The following is an 18288-nucleotide window of genomic DNA, read 5'->3' as shown; positions in this document are numbered from 1 at the left end:
GAAGAAAGATCAATCGAGAGAGGAAGAAGCGACACCCAGCAAGGCCAGGGCCTTCGCATAGCTCGCGCCCGGATGCATCACGTCGAAGTGCACGGTGCGCATGCCCACGCGCTCGGCGCCGGCGATGTTGCGCAGCTGGTCGTCGACGAACACGCAGGCATCGGCGCTCAGGCCGAGCTGCTCGATGCATTGCAGGTAGGCGCGCGCGTCGGGCTTGAGGATGCCGGTGTGCGTGGCGTCCACCACCACGTCGAAGGCGGACATGAAGGGCAGGCGCTTGCGGAAGTCGGCGCCGTAGAACAGGTCGAGTTCGTTGGAGAGGATCGCGAGCCTGCAGCCCGCGCGGCGCGCAGCGTCGATGGCCGCGATCGCCTCGGGGCGGATCGCCGCCTCCGGGTCGGCGCCGCGCGCGCGCTGCACGAAGGTTTCCATGCGGTCCCAACGCTCGCCGACGAGTGCGCCGACTTCGCGGGTGCGCGCCATCCAGTAGTCGCGCTCGGAGATCTTGTCGGCCTGCATGTCGCGCCACAGCGGATCGCTCGCGATGTCGAAGGGGCCTCGCCAGGTCAGCGTGCCGCGCGGCAGCGAGAGTGCCTCCTCGGTGAGCGCGTGCGTCTCGAACAGCGTGCGGCTGATGACGCCGCCGAAGTCCAGCACGAGTGCCTGCGTGCCGCGGCTCATGCGGGCCTCCCCGCGGGCACGGTGCCGTCGGCCACCCAGGCGTCGAACACGCGCAGCGCGGCGTCGCAGAAGGCGTCGTCGTTGATGTGTGCGTCCAGCTCGATCAGCCGCGTGGCATTGCCGATGCTGCCGCGCAGGCCGTCGGTGAAGGCCGCGAGGCCCTCGGGGTCGTGCAGCGGCTCACCGGGGCGGTCCCAGCCTTCGATGCCCTGCAGCGGCATCAGCACGCAGGTGGCGCCTTCGGCACGGGCCAGCCGGCGCGCGATCTCGGCCGCGACGCCGCGTCGGAAATCGGGCGCGCTCAGCGCGGAGGCCAGCAGCCGGTTGTGCATGTGCGCCGGCCGGCCTTCCAGTCCCGCGGGCATCGGCTGCCACGCGGGGTAGTCGAGCATGTCGATCGCGCCCGGCGCGACGATCTGCGGCGTGCCCGCGCGGCCCGCGCCCAGCAGCCGGTCGGGGCCCGCGTTGACGCAGGAGCCGCCGAGCTGGTTGGCCAGCTCCTGCAGGCTGAAGTCCATCACCGCGCAGAAGCGGCCCTCGGCGGCCAGTGCCTCGAAGGCACGCCCGCCCATGCCGGTGGTGTGGAACACGGCGACCTCGTAGCCGCGCGACTCCAGCGCGGGCTTGAGCGTCTTCATGTAGGTCAGTGCGCTGGAGCCCAGCGAGGTCATGCCCACCAGCGGCCGGCCGAAGGCAGGCGCGCGCACCTGGCGGCAGGCGCCCAGCACCGCGCCGGCCGCCTGGCTCAGGGCCGAGCGGCACAGGCTGTTGAGGCCGTAGAGACCGCCGGCCCACAGCACCATGATGAGATCGGGCGGAATGCGCTCGGGCGGCAGCAGGTGCGAGTAGGCGATGGTCGAGACCAGCACCTTCGGCACGCCCAGCGGCAGCGCCTGCGCCACGTCGAGCGCGAGGTCGGTGCCCATGGTGCCGCCCAGCGCCAGCATGCCGTCGATGCGACCCTCGGCCTGCCAGCGGGCTGCAAGTTTCGCGGCGCCGTGCGCCATCAGCGTCATCGCGGTGTTCTCGTCGCCGCTGGCCGCCACTTCGGCGACGGTCTTGCCTGCCGCCGCGGCCACTTCGACGTGGGTGATCTCTGGCACGAAGGGCGCGCCGTCGAGCACGCCCACGTCCATCACCACCGCACGGCCGCCGCCGGCCTCGATGCACTCGCGCATGAAGAGCAGCTCGGCGCTCTTGGTGTCGGCAGTGCCGATCAGGAGGATGGTCGGAACGGTCGGTGTCACAGCGTCGCTTCCACCTCGGCGAATGCGCCTTCGAGCGCATCGACCATGAAGTCCACCTCCTCGCGCGTGATGACCAGCGGCGGCGAGAGGATCAGGTTCGGCCCCGAGATGCGCACCATCAGCCCGCGCCGGTAGGCGGCCTGCGCCACCTTCGCCGCGACCGGGTTGCCGCGCGGCAGCGTGGCGCGCGTGGCCTTGTCGGCCACCATCTCGATGCCGAGCATCAGGCCCATGCCTCGCACGTCGCCGACGAAGCTGAAGCGCTCGGCGAAGGGCCGCACGCGGGCCTGGAAATGCGCGCCCACCCGCGCGGCGTTGCCGGGCACGTCGAGTGCCTCGATCTGGTCGAGCGTGGCCAACGCTGCAGCAGCCGCCACCGGATGCGCGCTGTAGGTGTAGCCGTGCCCCACCGCGGCCTGTCCCGTCGGGTCGTCCATGAACGCCTCGGCCACCTTGGCGCCGATGGCCGTGGCGCCCAGCGGCACGTAGCCCGAGGAGATGCCCTTCGCGAGGCACCAGAGGTCGGCCTTCACGTTCCACAGCCGCGTGCCGAACATCGCGCCGCCGCGGCCGAAGCCGGTGACGACCTCGTCGGCGATCAGCAGCACGCCGTACTTGTCGCAGATCTCGCGCACGCGCGGCCAGTAGTTGGGCGGCGGCACGATCACGCCGCCCGCGCCCTGGATCGGCTCGGCGATGAAGGCGGCGACGGTGTCGGGGCCCTGGAACAGGATCTCGCGCTCCAGCAGCGTGGCGCAGATCTCGCCGAGCTCCTCTAGGTCTTGCGTGTAGGGGTTGCGGTACAGCCATGGCGTGTCGACATGGAAGCAGCCGGGCAGCAGGGGCTCGTAGGCGCGGCGGAAGTTGAGGTTGCCGTTGACGCTCATGCCGCCGAAGTGCACGCCGTGATAGCCCTGGCGCAGCGCGATGAACTTGTGGCGGTCGGCCTGGCCCTTGAGCTTCCAGTACTGGCGCGCGAGCTTGAGCGCGCCTTCCACCGCGTCGGAGCCGCCGTTGCTGAAGAACACGGCCGTCACGCCGTCGGGCTCCATGGTCTGCACGATGCGCTTCGACAGCTCGATGGCGCGCGGATGCGTGGTGCCGCGGAACACGTTGTAGAAGGGCAGTTCGTCGAGCTGCGCGACGATGGCGTCGCGCACCGCCTTATTGCTGTGGCCGAGGTTCGCGGCCCACAGGCCGCCGACGCCGTCGAGCATCCTGTGGCCGTCGACGTCCCAGATCCAGCAGCCCTCGCCGCGCGCGATGATGTCCGGTTTCGTCTTCTGCATGGCCTGCGGATGGGCCATGGGATGCCACAGGTACTGCGCGTTGTCGCGCTTGAGCGCCGCCACTGCGGCGGCATCGGTCGATGTCATGCGTTGTCTCCGGAAATTTTCGTCAGGCGGGTACGCCGACGGTGAGGGTCTTGACTTCGGTGTAGTGCAGCAGGCCTTCGGCACCCATCTCCTGGCCGATGCCGCTTTCCTTCCAGCCGCCGAAAGGCATCTCGGGCTGCGAGACGCCGAAGTGGTTGATGCCGACCATGCCGGCCTCCAGCGCTTCGCCGAGGCGGTGTGCGGTGTGCAGGTCGCGCGTGAAGGCGTAGGCGCCGAGGCCGTAGGGCAAGGCATTGGCACTGTCGATGGCCTCGTCGAGCGCGTCGTAGGGCTGCAGCACCGCGATGGGGCCGAAGGGTTCCTGGCGCATCACGCGGCTGTCGGGCGGCGCGTTGGCGATCACCGTGGGCTCGAAGAAGTAGCCGGGCCGCTGCGCACGCTGGCCGCCGCACAGCAGTTGCGCGCCGCGCTCGACGGCATCGTCGACGAAGCGCCGCATGTCTTCGATGCGGCGCTCGTGCGCGAGCGGCCCCATCTGCGTGGCAGCGTCGGTGCCCGGGCCCATGCGCAATGCGCGCGCGGCCTGCACGAAGGCTTCGCTCCATTCGCCGAAGCGGCTGCGCGGTATATAGAAGCGGATCGGCGAGGCGCACACCTGGCCCGCGTTGCGGAACTTGGCGGCGATGGAGCTCTTGAGCGCGAAGGGAAAGTCGGCGTCCTCGCAGACGATCACCGGCGCGTGGCCGCCCAGCTCGCCGGTGAAACGCTTGACGTGGCGCGCCGCCTGTTCGCCCAGCAGCTTGCCCACTGCCACCGAGCCGGTGAACGACACCTTGGCGATCGCCGGATGGTCGATGAGGAACGAAGACACCTCGGCCGGATCGCCGCACACCATGTTGAGCGCCTCGGGCGGCACGCCCGCATCGAGGAAGGCGCGCACCAGCAGCATGCAGGTGCCCGGCGTTTCCTCCGCGGGCTTGATGACTACGCTACAGCCCGCGGCGAGCGCGCTCGCCAGCTTGCGCGCCGGCAGGTTGGCCGGAAAGTTCCACGGCGTGAAGGCCGCCACCGGCCCCACCGGCCGGCGCACCACGGCCTGCGAAAGAATGCCTTCGACGCGCGGCGGCACCAGCCGGCCGTAGAGGCGCTTGGCCTCCTCCGCCTGGAAGTCGACGATGTCGGCCGACAGCGTGACCTCGCGCACCGACTCGGCCAGCGGCTTGCCCTGTTCGAGCGTGAGCACCTGCGCGATGGTCTTCGCCTGTTCGCGGATCTTCTGCGCGGCGCCGCGCAGGATGTTGCAGCGCTCGAGTGCGCTCTTCGCGCGCCATTGAATGAAGCCGCGTTGCGCGGCCTCGGCGGCCTCGGCGAGCTCTTCGCGGCCTGCGAGCGGCAGGTGCGCGATCGTTTCTTCGGTGGCGGGGTCGATCACGGCGCGACGGCCGCCTTGGGTCTGCGTGCGCCACTGGCCGGCGATGTGCAGTGCGAGTTCGGGGTAGTCCATGCCTGCACGATAGGTAGCGACCCGCATGCGGCGTTATCGAAAACTGGCAAACCTCGCGCGGCCCTGTTCGCGATGCGCGAAGGCCTTCCTATACTGTTCCTCGCTCCGATCCATCGACGACAAGAACACACACCACACACTCGCACCGTGCCCCGTTCACGCACTCCATCACAGCCAAGCTCCAGGACCTCCACGCGCGCGCGCAGCAACGCGAGCGTCGATGCATTCGACCTCGAGACCTTCCTGCCCTTCCAGCTTTCGGTGGTCGCCAATCGCGTGAGCCAGACGGTGGGCCAGTCGATCGCAAGCCGCTTCTCGCTGCAGATTCCGGAGTGGCGCATCGTGGTGGTGCTGGGCAAGTACGGCGCGCTGTCGGCGCTGGAGATCGCGCAGAAGACGAGCATGGACAAGGCCCGCGTGAGCCGCGCGCAGCACCGGCTGGTGGACCTGGGCCTGGCCAACATGCATCCCTCAGTGGAAGACCGCCGCAAGGTCATCGTGTCGCTGGAGGAAGAAGGCCTCGCGCTGTATCGCGACATGGTGCCGCTCGCGCACGACACCGCGCAGCGCCTCTTCGCGCAGCTCACGCCCGACGAGCAACAGGTGCTGCAGACCATCGTGCAGAAGCTGTTCGACAGCACCACCGGCTTCGAGCCCAGCGGCGAGCTCGAATAGCCTGCGCACAGGCACTCGCCCCTTGCGCTTAGGGGTTTGTCCTGTCACTTTGAAATCGTTGTCAACGAAACAATCTGGTCTGGAGATTGCTTGAGGGAGGGCCACGCACGCCCTTGCCTAAAGACTCGCCGGACCGCCATGAACCGCCAGACCGCCTCCGCCCATCACCAACCCGCAGTCGAGCGCTGGACGCTGACCACGCACGACATCGACGCCTACGCCACCAGCCAGAGCGGCTGGCATCTGGAATGCGACATGCTCTCCGGCGGCAGCTTCGCGGGCTTCCTCGACCACGTGCAGCTGCCCGGCCTGCGGCTGGTGCGAGAGACCACCAACCGCGCGTTGCGCCAGCACGGCGAGATGAACCCCGACTGCTGCGGCTTCGCGCTCACATGCCGTCAGGACGGCGAGGCGCGCTTCTCCGGCCAGCGGCTGGACACCGGCTCGGTGATGGTCGGCCGCTGCGACGAACTCGACCTGTGCAGCCCCGCGGGCTTCGAGCTGACGGGCATCGTGGTCGACAACGCGCTGCTGCAGTCGCTCGCCGAACGATTGAACGATCGCGCACCGCCCGCGTGGCTCGAACGCCGCGTGGTGCTGCACTTCGACGAGACGACGATGCAGTCGCTGCGCGGCACGCTGCGAGGCGCCTTCACCGCGCTCGACGCCATGCCCGCCCTGCTCGACGACCACGTCGCCACGATGCAGCTGCGCGACGACGTGCTGCTGGCCTGGCTCAGCGCGCTGCCCGAGGACGTGGACCTGCGCGAGCTGCGCTCCACCGATGCGCAGCGCCGCGTGGTGCGTCGCGCCTGCGAACTGATGATGGCGCGGCCCGACGAGCCGCTGTCGATGCTGGAGGTGTGCAACCGCATCGGCGCGAGCCAGCGCAAGCTCAACTACTGCTTCCAGGAAACGCTGGGGCTGAGCCCTGCGCGCTATCTGCGGGCGCTGCGCCTCAATGGCGTGCGCCGCGCACTCAAGCGGCCCGAATCGCGTTCGGTGCAGGACATCGCGGCGCACTGGGGCTTCTGGCACCTGAGCCAGTTCGCGACCGACTACCGCCGGCAGTTCGGCGAGCTGCCATCGCAGACGCTGCGCAGCGCGGCGGTCATGCACCACTGAGGCACCGGTCCCGCGCGGCGGGCGCGCGAAGTTTGCCGTTTTTCGATATTGGCTTGGCGAGGCGGTCGCTATCGTTGACCGTCATATGTCCGCCTCCACGTCGACCGAGCCGATCACGCTGAGCGCCCGCGCGCTCGCCACCGCCCTGCAGCGCCGCGAACTCTCATGCCGCGAACTGATGCAGGCCTGCCTCGCGCAGATCGAGCGCCTCAACCCGGCCGTCAACGCACTGGTCTCGCTGCAGCCCGTGGCACAGCTGCTGCAGCAGGCCGACGCCTGCGATGCGCGCCTCGCTCGCGGAGAAGCGGTGGGCCGGCTGCACGGCTTTCCGATGGCGCCCAAGGACTTCGTCGCCACCGCCGGCATGCCCACCACCATGGGCAGCCCGGTGTTCGCGAAGCAGGTCACGGCGCACGACGCGCTCATGGTCGAGCGCCTGCGCCGAGCCGGTGCCGTCTTCGTCGGCCGCAGCAACACGCCGGAATTCGGCCTCGGCTCGCACACCTACAACACGGTGTTCGGCACCACGCGCAATGCATGGAGCACGGACCACGCAGCCGGCGGCAGCAGCGGCGGCGCCGCGGTGGCGCTCGCGCTGCACATGCTGCCCGTGGCCGACGGCAGCGACATGATGGGATCGCTGCGCAACCCCGCCGCATGGAACAACGTCTACGGCCTGCGCCCCTCGCTGGGCCGCGTGCCCACCGGGCCGGGGCCGGAGCTCTTCTTCCAGCAACTGGGTTGCGAAGGGCCGATGGGCCGCACGCCGGAGGACGTGGCATGGCTGCTGTCGGTGCAGGCCGGCCACGACGAGCGCTCGCCGCTGAGCCTCGCGGGCGACGGCGAAGTCTTCGCCCAACCGCTCGACGCCGAGCTGCGCGGCCGGCGCATCGGATGGTTGGGCGACCTCGGCGGCCATCTGCCGATGGGGCCGGGCGTGATGGCGCTGTGCGAGTCGGCGCTGCGGCACTTCGACACGCTGGGCTGCAGCGTCGAGCCGGCCGTGCCCGCCTTCGACTTCGACGCGCTGTGGACCGCATGGCTGCGCCTGCGCGGCTTCATCGTCGCTGGCGCCCTGCGCGGCCTGCATGCCGATCCCGCCACGCGTGCGCAGCTCAAGCCCGAGGCCTGCTGGGAAGTGGAACAGGGCGAACTCCTGAGCGCGGCCATGCTGCACGAAGCCGCCGTCACGCGCACGCAGTGGCACGGTGCGCTGCTGAAGCTCTTCGAGCGCTTCGACTTCCTGGTGCTGCCGGCCGCGCAGGTGTTTCCGCTTTCCGCCGACGAGCACTGGCCGCGCGAGGTGGGCGGCCGCGCGATGGACACCTACCACCGCTGGATGGAAGTGACCATCGGCCCCACGCTCGCCGGCCTGCCCGCGATGGCGATCCTGGCCGGCTTCTCGCAGGAGGCCGGCACACGCGGCCTGCCGATGGGGCTGCAGCTCATCGGCAGGCCCGGTGCCGACCTGGATGTGCTGCGCATGGCGCACGGCTGGCACCAGGCCACGCCCTTCGCTGGCATGCGCCCGTCGCTGCTGCAGAACGCGCACTGAATTCCGGCCCCCGACAACAAACGACACGAGGAGACAACCCATGCGCAGACGTTCACTGATCGGCGCCGGCCTTGCCGCCGGCCTCTCCACCCTGACCGGGCTCGCCGCAGCCCAGGGCCCGGCGGGCAAGACCCTGAGCCTGATCGTTCCCTACCCCGCCGGCGGCGGCTCCGACATCAACGCGCGACTGGCCGCGCCCGAGTTCTCGCGGCTGCTGGGCCAGACCGCCATCGTCGACAACGTGCCCGGCGCCAGCGGATCGCTGGGCGTGATGAAGGCAGCCAACGCGCCCGCCGACGGCTCGGTGCTGCTGCTGGGCTCGCCGATGGAGCTGATGCTCACGCCACTCACGCTCGCCAGCGCGCGCTACAAGGCGGAAGACTTCAGGCCCATCGGCGTGATGGCCGTCACCTCGATGGTGCTGCTGGCGCGCAAGGATCTCGGCGTGGGCAGCGTCGACGAGCTGGTCGCGCTGCTGCGCCGCCCCGATGCGAAGGAGCTGAGCTACGGCAGCATCGGCCCGGGCTCGCTCTACCACCTGCTGGGCGAGCGCTTCACGCAGCAGACGGGCACGAAGATGCTGCACGTGCCCTACAAGGGCATGGCGCCGGTGGTCAACGACCTGCTGGGCGGACAGATCGACCTGGTGTTCATGCCGTTGGCCGGCAACGTGCCCGACCTGCTCGACGCCGGCAAGGTCAAGGCGCTGGGCCTCGCGGCCAATGCGCCGCACGAGCGCTTCACGGCCATTCCGCTGATGCGCAACAGCAAGGGGCTGGAGGACTTCGTCTACAGCCTGTGGTCGGGCGTGCAGGTGTCGCAGCGCGTGCCCGAGGAAACGCAGCAGCGGCTGCACGCGGCCTTCAACCAGATGATGCAGAAGCCGGAGGTCCGCCGCGGCATCGAGCTCGGCGGCAGCAAGGCGCCGCCCGAGCAGCCGCTGGCCGAACTGCGCCGCGCCTACCAGGCCGACGTGGAGCGCTATCGGGCGATCGCGAAGTCGGTGAACCTGCGGCCCGAGTGAGGCACGCAGGGCACCACGCGCCTTTTGCCAGTTTTCGATAACGCCGCCGGCGCACGCGGAGAGACGATCCGGCCCAGCCTACCGTCAATCCTCCACACGCCAAGGAGCACCCCACCATGACCGCCGACTCTTTCCGCGAAGCCTCCGGCGCGCTCACGCGCCGCCAACTCGTCATCGGCGGCGGCGCGGCCGCGCTGGCCGGCGTGCCCGTGCTGGCCAATGCGCAGTCGAAGACCATCAAGATCGGCTACCTCACCACGCTGTCGGGCGTGCGCGCCAATTTCGGCGAGGCCGATCCGTGGAGCCTGGAGCGCGTGCGCGCGGCGCTGAAGGACGGGCTCAACATCGGCGGCACCAACTACAAGGTCGAGATCGTGGTGCGCGACACCCAGTCGGACGCCAACCGCGGCGCCACCATGTCGAGCGAGCTGCTGCTGCGCGAGAAGGTCGACCTGCTGCTGGTGCAGGACAGCGACGCCGCGCTGGCCGCCGGCCAGCTCTGCGACGTCAACGGCGTGCCGATGGTCTCCACCATGGGCCCGTGGCAGGCCATCACCTTCGGGCGCGGCTCCACGCCGCAGAAGGGCTTTCCGTTCTCGTTCCACTTCTTCTGGGGCGCCGACGACGTGCTGAAGAACTTCTTCGGCATGTGGGAGCCGCTGAAGGTGGAACGCACGCTGGGCACGCTCTACATCGACAACGGCCCGGGCCACGCCTTCGCCGATCCGGCCAACGGCATCCCCAACGGCGCGAAGCAGCGCGGCTACAAGGAGACCAACGGCGGCTTCTTCAAGATCGCGACCGACGACTTCAGCAACCAGGTCTCCAGCTTCAAGGCGGCGCGCGCGAACATCGTCTCGGGCTTCGCCTACGCGAACCACTTCGCCACTTTCTGGAAGCAGGCTCAGCAGGCGGGCTATCGCCCCGAGGTGGTGACGATGGCCGCGGCCTTCCTGTTTCCGAGCGCGGTCGAATCGCTGGGCGCAGCGGGCAACGGCATGTCGACCGAGATCTGGTGGACCCCCAACTTTCCGTTCAAGTCGTCGCTCACAGGCCAGAGCGCCAAGGCGCTGGCGGCCGACTGGGAAAGCAGCACCGGCAAGCAGTGGACGCAGCCCATCGGCTACGGCCACGCACTGTTCGAGGTCGGCATCGCGGCGCTGAAGAACGCGAGCAACCCGAAGGACAAGAAGGCGGTGCGCGACGCGCTGGCCAACCTGCAGCTGGACTCGATCGTCGGACGCATCGACTTCAAGGGCAGCCCGATCAAGAGCGTGGCCGTCACGCCGATGGTGGCAGGCCAGTGGCGCAAGACGAAGGCCGGCGCCAAGTTTCCGTACGAGCTGGTCATCACGCACAACAGCACGGCAACGCAGATTCCGGTGGAAGACGAGCTGAAGCTGCTGTCGCAGCTCAAGTCCGCCTGAGCCTCTGCAGCAGAAATATCGCATCCGCATGACCGGCTGCCTCGTCATCGAAGGCCTGTGCAAGCGCTACGGCGAGATCGTCGTGGCCGACGGGGTATCGCTCTCGCTCGCGCGCGGCGAGTGCCTCGGCGTGGTCGGGCCCAACGGCGCGGGCAAGAGTTCGCTTTTCAACCTGATCACCGGCGTGGCCGTGCCCAATGCCGGCAGCATCAAGCTCGAAGGCCGTGAACTGGTGGGCCTGCGCGCCGACGTGCGCGCGCGGCTGGGCGTTGCGCGCGCCTTCCAGATCCCGCAGCCCTTCGCGCACCTGAGCGCCTACGAGAACGCACTGGCGGCCGCGAGCTTCGCAGCGCGGCTGCCGCGCGCGCAGGCCGAGCGCGAGGCCTGGGCGGTGCTGGAGCGCACCGGGCTGGCCGATCGTGCCGACACGCCCGCCGGCCGCCTGCCGCTGCTGGACCGCAAGCGGCTGGAGCTGGCCAAGGGCCTCGCGGCGCGGCCGCACCTGCTGCTGCTCGACGAGATCGCCGGAGGTCTGACCGAAGCCGAAGTGCAGGTGCTGGTGGCGCTCGTGCTGGAGCTCAAGAAGGACGTGGCGATGATCTGGATCGAGCACATCGCGCAGGCGCTGATGGCGGTGGCCGACCGCATCATGGTGCTGAACTTCGGCCGCAAGCTGCTGGAGGACGCGCCCGCCGCCGCGATGGACAGCCGCGAGGTGCGCGAGATCTACATGGGCGTGGGAGAAGAAGCCACCGAAACCCTGGAGGCCGGTCATGCCACTGCTTGAGGTGCGCGAACTGTGCAGCCACTACGGCGACCTGCAGGCGCTGTTCGACCTGTCGCTCGACGTGGGCGAAGGCGAGGCCACCGCGCTGATCGGCGCCAACGGAGCGGGCAAGTCGACGCTGATCCGCGCCATCGCGGGACTGGGCCGTCGCAGCCGGGGCGCAATCCGCTTTGACGGGCAGGCCATCGAGGCCGAGCCGGCCGAGCGCATCGCGCACCGCGGCATCGCGCTGGTGCCCGAGGGACGCATGCTGTTTCCCTCGCTAACCGTGGAGGAGAACCTGCGCATGGGCGCACTGAGCCAGCGGCCCGGCCACTGGTCGCTGGCGACGGTGTATGCGCTCTTCCCGATCCTCCACGAGTTCCGCCATCGGCCGGCCACGCAGCTGTCGGGCGGCCAGCAGCAGATGGTGAGCATCGGCCGCGCGCTCATGGCCAATCCACGCCTGATGCTGTGCGACGAGATCTCGCTGGGCCTCGCGCCGGTGGTGATCGAGCAGATCTACCGCGCGTTCGTCGACATCCGCGCGCAGGGCACGGCATTGCTGATCGTGGAACAGGACGTGACGCGCGCCTGTCGCATCGCACAGCGCGTGTATTGCCTGCTCAAGGGGCGCGTCACGCTGGCGGGGCAAGCCCGCGATTTCAGCGCCCAGCAGATCGCCAACGCGTACTTCGGACACTGAAGAAGAAAGAGCGGCCGTGGCCTGGATCGAAACCATCATCAACGGCGTGCTGCTCGGCGGCCTCTATGCGCTCTTCGGCCTCGGGCTGGCGCTGGTCTTCGGCGTGATGCGCATGGTCAACCTCGCGCATGGCGAGTTCGTGGTGCTCGCGGCCTACTTCGCGGTGTTCCTGGCGGCGCAGTTTCCGGGTGTATCGCCGCTGCTCTTCATCGTGCCGGTGGGGCTGGCGGCCTTCGGCACCGGCTACCTGCTGCAGCGGCTGCTGCTGAACCGCGCCGTCGCCACCGACGATCCGCTCACGCCGGTGCTGGTGACCTTCGGCATCGCGGTGGTGCTGCGCAACCTGATGGCCGAGCTGTTCGGCGCCGATCCGCGCGCGCTCGACGGCGGCGCGCTGGCCACGGCCGGCTTCGAGATCGGCGGGCTGCGCATCGGCTGGTATCCGGTGCTGGTGCTGGTGCTCGCGGTGCTGGCCTTCGGCGCGCTGCAGTGGCTGCTGCAGCGCTCGCGCTTCGGCCTGATCGTGCGCGCCACCTCCGACCACCGCGAGATCGTGCGCACGATGGGCGTGCGGCCGGCCCACGTGTACGGCGTGGTGATGGGGCTGTCGCTGGCCTTCGCGTCGGTGGCCGGGCTGCTGCTCGCGCTGCGCACCTCGTTCACGCCGTTCTCGGGCGTGGAGCGGCTGCTGGGTGCCTTCGAGGTGGTCATCATCGGCGGCATGGGCTCCTTCCGGGGCGCACTCGTGGGCGGCATCGCGCTGGGCGTGGCGCAGCTCGCGGGCCAGCGGCTCGACTCCAATGCGGGCGCGCTGTATGCGCACCTGCTGTTCTTCGTGGTGCTGATGGTGCGTCCCAACGGCATCGCGGGCCCGCGCTCCTGATCGGCGAACTCCATGCGTGACCGCTCTTCTCCCGTTCCCTGGATCTGCTTCGCCATCGCCGCGGCGGCCATCGCCTTCGCGCCCACGGTGGCCGACGGCGGCACGCTGCGCCTTCTGAGCGAAGTGCTCGTCACGCTGGCGATGGCCCAGATGTGGAACCTGCTGGCCGGCTACACCGGGCTGGTGTCGATGGGTCACCAGGCCTTCGTGGGCATCGGGGCCTACCTGCTGTTCATCGCCTCCGACCGGCTCGGCATCTCGCCCTACTGGATGGTGCCGGTGGCCGGCGCGGGTGCGGCGCTGCTGGCGGCCGTGGTGGCGCCGCTGATGTTCCGGCTGCGCGATGCCTACTTCTCGATCGGCATGTGGGTGCTGGCCGAGATCGTGCGTCTGCTGGTGGCGAAGTTTCCGCTCTTCGGCGGCGAATCGGGCGTGCCGCTGCAGGCGGTGCGGCTGGTGGAGGCCGAGAGCTTCCAGCAGAACGCGTTCTGGATCTCGGGTGCCATCGGTCTGGCGGCCGTGGCCGGGGTCTACCTGCTGATGCGCTCGCCCTTCGGCCTCGGGCTGATGGCGGTGCGCGACAACGAGCTGGCGGCCACCAGCATCGGCGTGAACGTGTGGCGCAACCGCTTCATCGCCTTCGTGCTCTCGGGGCTGGGCTTCGGGCTGGCGGGCGCGGCGCACTTCATGGGCACGATGTTCGTCTCGCCCGACTCGGCCTTCGACATCAACTGGGTGGTGACCGCGATGTTCATCGTCATCATCGGCGGCATCGGGACCATCGAGGGGCCGCTGATCGGCGCGGTCATCTACTTCGGGCTTCGCGAGCTGTTCAACACCTGGTTCGCGATGTCGGGCGGCTGGTACCTGATCGCCATGGGCTGCATCGCGGTGACGGTGATGCTGCTGGCGCCGCGCGGCCTGTGGGGCCTGGCCCGCGAGCGCTGGGGCTGGCGCGGGCTGAGCGTGCAGCGCCACCCGCCGTCGCGCGAGCACACTTCGCATTCTTCTGCTTCCGATCTTTCCTCTTCCCTTTCTTCCGAATCCACGCGAGGACGCACCGCATGAAGACCGCCACCACCGCCTTCTTTCACGACGAACGCACCTTCTGGCACGTGCCGGGCGGCCTGCATGCGCTGTTCCTGCCCGTGGGCGGCTGGGTGCAGCCCATGGCCGGCAGCGGCATGGCGGAGTCGCCCGACTCCAAGCGCCGCATCAAGTCGCTGATGGACGTGTCGGGCCTGAGCGCCCGGCTCGACCTGCTGGGCGCACCGATGGCCACCGAGGAAGACCTGCGGCGCGTGCACCCCGCGAGCTACCTGGAGAAGTTCAAGGCCGCCAGCGACGCCCGCGGCGGCGACCTGGGCGAGGTCGCGCCCTTCGGGCCGGGCAGCTACGAGATCGCGAAGCTGTCCACCGGGCTGGCCATCGCCGCGATGGACAGCGTGCTGCAGGGCCGCCACCGCAACGCCTTCGCGCTGACGCGCCCGCCGGGCCACCATTGCCTGCGCGAGCACAGCATGGGCTTCTGCCTGTTCAACAACATCGCGGTCGCCATCGAGACCATGAAGGCGCGCCACAAGCTCGGCCGCGTGGCGGTGATCGACTGGGACGTGCACCACGGCAACGGCACGCAGGCGATCTTCTACGACCGCCCCGACGTGCTGACGCTGTCGCTGCACCAGGAGAACTGCTTTCCGCCCGGCTACAGCGGCGCGGAAGACCGCGGCGAGGGCGAAGGACTGGGCTTCAACGTCAACATTCCGCTGCAGCCCGGCGGCGGCCACAACGCCTACATGTACGCCTTCGAGCGCATGGTGGCGCCGGTGATCGACCGCTTCAGGCCCGAGCTGATCGTGGTGGCGAGCGGGCTGGACGCCAACGGCGTGGACCCGCTGGCGCGGATGCAGCTGCATCCCGAGTCGTTCCGCCAGATGATGCGGCAGGTCAACGCGCTGGCCGCCCGGCATTGCGACGGGCGGGTGGTGGTGGTGCACGAGGGCGGCTATTCGGAGGCCTGCGTGCCCTTCTGCGGGCTGGCTGTGGTGGAGGAGCTCTCGGGGCACCGCACGGAAGTGGAGGATCCGTTCAGCGAGTTCTTCGGGCTGCAGCAGCCTTCGGCGCGCTTCGATGCGTTCCAGCGGGGGCTGATCGACGAGATGGCGACGCTGCACGGTATCTGAACGCAGCGGCAGCGCGATCGGCACGCGAATCGCGGTCTAATCGCAGTCATGTGCCAATTGCTAGGGATGAACTGCAACACGCCGACCGATGTGACCTTCAGCTTCACGGGGTTCGCGCAACGCGGCGGCCGCACCGACCACCACGCCGACGGCTGGGGCATCGCGTTCTTCGAGGATCGCGGGCTGCGGCACTTCGTCGACCACCAGCCGGCGAGCGAATCGCCGGTGGCGGACCTGATCCGGCGCTATCCGATCCAGAGCCGCAACGTCATCGCGCACATCCGCAAGGCGACGCAGGGTGAGGTCAACCTGCAGAACTGCCACCCGTTCGTGCGCGAGCTGTGGGGGCGCTACTGGGTGTTCGCCCACAACGGCGACCTGAAGGAATTCCGTCCGCGCCTGCACGGCAACTTCCACCCGGTGGGCAACACCGACAGCGAGCACGCCTTCTGCTGGATCATGCAGGAGCTGGCCAAGTCGCACGCGGGTGTGCCGAGCATCGAGGAGCTGACGCTCACGCTGCGCGAGCTGGCGCCGCAGCTCGCGGGCCACGGCACCTTCAACTTCATGCTGTCCAACGGGCAGGCGCTGTGGGCGCATGCCTCGACCAACCTCTGGTACGTGGAGCGCCGCCATCCCTTCGTGACGGCGCAGCTGTCGGACGAAGACCTCGAGATCGACTTCGCGCAGCACACCACGCCCAACGACCGCGTCGCCGTGGTCGTGACCGCGCCCCTGACGACCAACGAGACGTGGACCCAGTTCGCTCCGGGCGAGTTGCAGGTGTTCGTGGACGGGCAGCGCGTCGGGCGCTGAAGGCGCCTGGAGCCGAGTCAGTCTTTTGACTGACACTTTTTAGCAACATTGCAAGAAAGTATCGACGGTCGGGCTCATACGAGTAAACAATAACGGTTCTCATTTGCATATCTGAACCGTCCATGCCCGCTCATTTCTTCCATCTCCGGCCTTCCGTGGTCGCAACGCTGCTCGCGCTCAATGCCGCGGCGGCCCTGGCCCAAACCACCACGGCGGAGCCGGCCGCTGCTGCGGTATCGAGCGGCACGCTGTCGACGGTGACCGTCGAGGCCAGCGCCGACGCATCGGCCGAGGGCCTGACCAAGCCTTATGCCGGCGGCCAGGTGGCGCGCGGCGGGCGGGTCGGCATCCTGGGCAACCAGGACATGATGAGCACGCCTTTTTCGAGCAACAACTACACGAACGAGCTGATCCAGGACCAGCAGGCCAAGAGCGTGGCCGACGTGCTGCTGAACGACCCGTCGGTGCGCCAGGCCCGCGGCTTCGGCAACTTCCAGGAGCTCTACGTGGTGCGCGGCTTCCCCGTGTACTCCGATGACGTGTCGTACAACGGCCTCTACGGCATGCTGCCGCGCCAGTACATCGCCTCGGAATTCTTCGAGCGCGTGGAAGTGTTCCGCGGTGCCAACACCTTCCTGAATGGCGCCGCCCCCGGCGGCAGCGGCATCGGCGGCGCGATCAACCTGCTGCCGAAGCGTGCTCCCAACGAGCCGCTCACCCGCGTCGGCTTCGGCGTGCAGACCGGCGGCCAGGGCTTCGTCAACCTAGACCTCGCGCGCCGCTTCGGCCCCGACGACAGCCTGGGCGTGCGCGTGAACGCGGTGCGCCGCGAAGGCGGCACGGGCGTGAAGAACGAGAGCCAGCAGCTCAGCGCCTTCGGCATCGGCCTCGACTGGCACAACCGCAACGTGCGCCTGTCGGCCGACTTCGGCTACCAGGACTACGACCTGAAGGACGGCCGCCCGAGCCTGACGCCCTCCTCCACGCTGCCGATTCCGCGCGCGCCCGACGCCCGCACCAACTTCGCCCAGCCCTGGACCTACTCGAAGGAAAAGGACAAGTTCGCCACCTTCCGCGGCGAAGTCGACATCACCGACAACATCACGGCCTGGGCCGCCGGCGGCGTGCGCCGCAGCGACGAGGACAACGTGCTGTCGAACCCGACGCTCACCGACGCCTTCGGCAACACCAGCAACACGCGCTTCAGCAACACCCGCAAGGATCGCATCGGCACCGCCGAGATCGGCGTGCGCGGCAACTTCGCCACCGGCCCGGTGAAGCACACCGTGGTGGTCTCGGCGGCCAAGTACAGCAACGACCGCGACAACGCCTACACGATCTCGCGCGGCACCATCCGCAACAACATCTACGCGCCCTACGCGTCGCCCTACCCCGTCGCCAACTCCTTCACCGGAAACACGCTGGAAGATCCGCGCCTAACCGATCGGATCGACACCTCGAGCGTGGCCGTCGCCGACACGATGTCGTTCATGGACGACCGACTGCTCGTCACGCTCGGCGCGCGCCGCCAGACCATCGAACAGACCAGCTACGCCTACACCACGCTCAAGCAGTCGAGCACCTACGACAAGAGCAAGACCACGCCAGTGGCCGGCGTCGTGTTCAAGATCACGCCGACCGTCTCGGCCTACGCCAACTACATCGAAGGTCTGGTCAAGGGCAGCGTGGCGGGAGCCAGTGACAACGGCCGGCCCATCACCAACGCTGGCGAAGTGTTCGCTCCGTATCAAGCCAAGCAGAAAGAAATCGGCATTAAGTACGACGGCGGAACGCTTGGTGCCAGCGCAGCGTTCTTCTCCACCGACCAGCCAACCTATTACAACCAGCTCCAGCCCTCCGGCGCCGTCACTTTCGGCCTCTACGGCAAGCAGCGCAACCAGGGCCTGGAGTTCTCGGTGTTCGGCCAACCGACCAAGGGCCTGCGCCTGCTCGGCGGCCTGACGCTGCTCGACGCGAAGCAGAAGAACACGCAAGGCGGCGCCACCGACGGCCTGACCGCCATCGGCGTGGCCAAGCAGCAGGCCAACATCGGCGCCGAATGGGACGTGCCCGGCGTGCGCAACCTGTCGCTGAATGCCCGCGTGCTCTACACCTCGAAGCAGTACGCCAACGCCACCAACACGCAGTCGGTGCCGTCGTGGACGCGCGTCGACGTGGGCGCGCGCTACCTGGTCGATCTCGGCAACGGCCGCCTGCTCACGCTGCGCGCGCGCATCGACAACCTCTTCAACAAGTCGTACTGGGCTTCGGTGGGCGGCACGCAGGGCAGCAACTACCTGGTGCTGGGTGCGCCGCGCACCTTCGCGGTGAGCGGCACGATCGACTTCTGATCGAACGC

16 protein-coding genes are annotated in these 18288 nt (G+C 69.0%); 12 read left to right on the top strand and 4 right to left on the bottom strand.

The genetic code is table 11. From position 1 onward, the window contains the following. Positions 1 to 9: 9 nt before the first annotated feature. Genes ABL840_RS03445 through ABL840_RS03430 form a run of 4 tightly spaced genes read right to left on the bottom strand, consistent with a single transcriptional unit; the run spans position 10 to position 4769 of the window. Positions 10 to 681, bottom strand: coding sequence for an HAD-IA family hydrolase (locus ABL840_RS03445; RefSeq protein ID WP_093301593.1), 672 nt, complete (start codon positions 679 to 681; stop codon positions 10 to 12). Continuing rightward, the gene (locus ABL840_RS03440) at positions 678 to 1928 is read right to left on the bottom strand and encodes a Tm-1-like ATP-binding domain-containing protein (RefSeq protein WP_093203867.1); all 1251 of its coding nucleotides are present in this window, start codon (positions 1926 to 1928) and stop codon (positions 678 to 680) included. Before ABL840_RS03440 ends, ABL840_RS03445 begins: the two co-directional genes overlap by 4 nt. Continuing rightward, entirely contained in the window at positions 1925 to 3304 is a 1380-nt protein-coding gene (locus ABL840_RS03435) for an aminotransferase class III-fold pyridoxal phosphate-dependent enzyme (RefSeq protein WP_093301591.1), read from the bottom strand. Before ABL840_RS03435 ends, ABL840_RS03440 begins: the two co-directional genes overlap by 4 nt. A gap of 22 nt (positions 3305 to 3326) precedes the next feature. Further along, positions 3327 to 4769 (bottom strand): NAD-dependent succinate-semialdehyde dehydrogenase, encoded by a 1443-nt coding sequence (locus tag ABL840_RS03430; RefSeq protein ID WP_093301590.1) that lies wholly within the window; start codon positions 4767 to 4769, stop codon positions 3327 to 3329. 147 nt (positions 4770 to 4916) lie between these two features. Between ABL840_RS03430 and ABL840_RS03425 the strand changes: the two genes are divergently transcribed. From ABL840_RS03425 to ABL840_RS03370, 12 genes are all read left to right on the top strand, one after another. Then, complete coding sequence (locus ABL840_RS03425; RefSeq protein ID WP_093301588.1) at positions 4917 to 5444, top strand: MarR family winged helix-turn-helix transcriptional regulator; 528 nt, start codon at positions 4917 to 4919, stop codon at positions 5442 to 5444. Between the two features lie 138 nt (positions 5445 to 5582). Then, on the top strand, positions 5583 to 6569 hold the full coding sequence (locus ABL840_RS03420) for a helix-turn-helix domain-containing protein (RefSeq protein ID WP_093301587.1): 987 nt from the start codon (positions 5583 to 5585) through the stop codon (positions 6567 to 6569). 85 nt (positions 6570 to 6654) lie between these two features. Beyond that, positions 6655 to 8124, top strand: coding sequence for an amidase (locus ABL840_RS03415; protein WP_093301585.1), 1470 nt, complete (start codon positions 6655 to 6657; stop codon positions 8122 to 8124). 40 nt (positions 8125 to 8164) lie between these two features. After that, positions 8165 to 9148: a Bug family tripartite tricarboxylate transporter substrate binding protein gene (locus ABL840_RS03410; RefSeq protein WP_093301584.1), complete on the top strand. Its 984-nt coding sequence runs from the start codon at positions 8165 to 8167 to the stop codon at positions 9146 to 9148. 116 nt (positions 9149 to 9264) lie between these two features. Further along, positions 9265 to 10575, top strand: a complete 1311-nt coding sequence (locus ABL840_RS03405; protein ID WP_093301582.1) for an ABC transporter substrate-binding protein — start codon at positions 9265 to 9267, stop codon at positions 10573 to 10575. A 28-nt stretch (positions 10576 to 10603) separates the two neighbouring features. Then, the gene (locus ABL840_RS03400; protein ID WP_093301581.1) at positions 10604 to 11362 is read left to right on the top strand and encodes an ABC transporter ATP-binding protein; all 759 of its coding nucleotides are present in this window, start codon (positions 10604 to 10606) and stop codon (positions 11360 to 11362) included. Continuing rightward, a complete protein-coding gene (locus tag ABL840_RS03395; protein ID WP_093301579.1) occupies positions 11349 to 12047 on the top strand; it encodes an ABC transporter ATP-binding protein in 699 nt (232 codons plus the stop codon). The genes ABL840_RS03400 and ABL840_RS03395 overlap by 14 nt, the downstream gene beginning before the upstream one ends. A 16-nt stretch (positions 12048 to 12063) precedes the next feature. Further along, complete coding sequence (locus tag ABL840_RS03390) at positions 12064 to 12930, top strand: branched-chain amino acid ABC transporter permease (protein WP_093301578.1); 867 nt, start codon at positions 12064 to 12066, stop codon at positions 12928 to 12930. Between the two features lie 12 nt (positions 12931 to 12942). Further along, positions 12943 to 13998 (top strand): branched-chain amino acid ABC transporter permease, encoded by a 1056-nt coding sequence (locus ABL840_RS03385; RefSeq protein ID WP_093301576.1) that lies wholly within the window; start codon positions 12943 to 12945, stop codon positions 13996 to 13998. After that, positions 13995 to 15113, top strand: coding sequence for a class II histone deacetylase (locus ABL840_RS03380; protein ID WP_093301575.1), 1119 nt, complete (start codon positions 13995 to 13997; stop codon positions 15111 to 15113). The genes ABL840_RS03385 and ABL840_RS03380 overlap by 4 nt, the downstream gene beginning before the upstream one ends. Positions 15114 to 15161: 48 nt before the next feature. Continuing rightward, entirely contained in the window at positions 15162 to 15929 is a 768-nt protein-coding gene (locus ABL840_RS03375; RefSeq protein WP_093203832.1) for a class II glutamine amidotransferase, read from the top strand. Between the two features lie 122 nt (positions 15930 to 16051). After that, positions 16052 to 18280, top strand: coding sequence for a TonB-dependent receptor (locus ABL840_RS03370; protein WP_093301573.1), 2229 nt, complete (start codon positions 16052 to 16054; stop codon positions 18278 to 18280). The last annotated feature ends 8 nt before the right edge of the window (positions 18281 to 18288 follow it).

Origin of the sequence: Variovorax sp. NFACC27 (genome assembly GCF_048301545.1) — a bacterium.
GTDB classification, from domain to species: domain Bacteria; phylum Pseudomonadota; class Gammaproteobacteria; order Burkholderiales; family Burkholderiaceae_C; genus Variovorax; species Variovorax gossypii.
The sequence above is the reverse complement of the archived record's forward strand: the minus strand, read 5'-3'. Positions and strand labels throughout refer to the sequence as shown.

Excerpts from the sequence above, each read along its gene's own strand:
- ABL840_RS03445 (WP_093301593.1), bottom strand. The coding sequence starts at position 681 with ATGAGCCGCGGCACGCAGGCACTCGTGCTGGACTTCGGCGGCGTCATC.
- ABL840_RS03435 (WP_093301591.1), bottom strand. The coding sequence starts at position 3,304 with ATGACATCGACCGATGCCGCCGCAGTGGCGGCGCTCAAGCGCGACAAC.
- ABL840_RS03430 (WP_093301590.1), bottom strand. The coding sequence starts at position 4,769 with ATGGACTACCCCGAACTCGCACTGCACATCGCCGGCCAGTGGCGCACG.
- ABL840_RS03420 (WP_093301587.1), top strand. The coding sequence starts at position 5,583 with ATGAACCGCCAGACCGCCTCCGCCCATCACCAACCCGCAGTCGAGCGC.
- ABL840_RS03415 (WP_093301585.1), top strand. The coding sequence starts at position 6,655 with ATGTCCGCCTCCACGTCGACCGAGCCGATCACGCTGAGCGCCCGCGCG.
- ABL840_RS03410 (WP_093301584.1), top strand. The coding sequence starts at position 8,165 with ATGCGCAGACGTTCACTGATCGGCGCCGGCCTTGCCGCCGGCCTCTCC.
- ABL840_RS03405 (WP_093301582.1), top strand. The coding sequence starts at position 9,265 with ATGACCGCCGACTCTTTCCGCGAAGCCTCCGGCGCGCTCACGCGCCGC.
- ABL840_RS03400 (WP_093301581.1), top strand. The coding sequence starts at position 10,604 with ATGACCGGCTGCCTCGTCATCGAAGGCCTGTGCAAGCGCTACGGCGAG.
- ABL840_RS03395 (WP_093301579.1), top strand. The coding sequence starts at position 11,349 with ATGCCACTGCTTGAGGTGCGCGAACTGTGCAGCCACTACGGCGACCTG.
- ABL840_RS03385 (WP_093301576.1), top strand. The coding sequence starts at position 12,943 with ATGCGTGACCGCTCTTCTCCCGTTCCCTGGATCTGCTTCGCCATCGCC.
- ABL840_RS03380 (WP_093301575.1), top strand. The coding sequence starts at position 13,995 with ATGAAGACCGCCACCACCGCCTTCTTTCACGACGAACGCACCTTCTGG.
- ABL840_RS03375 (WP_093203832.1), top strand. The coding sequence starts at position 15,162 with ATGTGCCAATTGCTAGGGATGAACTGCAACACGCCGACCGATGTGACC.
- ABL840_RS03370 (WP_093301573.1), top strand. The coding sequence starts at position 16,052 with ATGCCCGCTCATTTCTTCCATCTCCGGCCTTCCGTGGTCGCAACGCTG.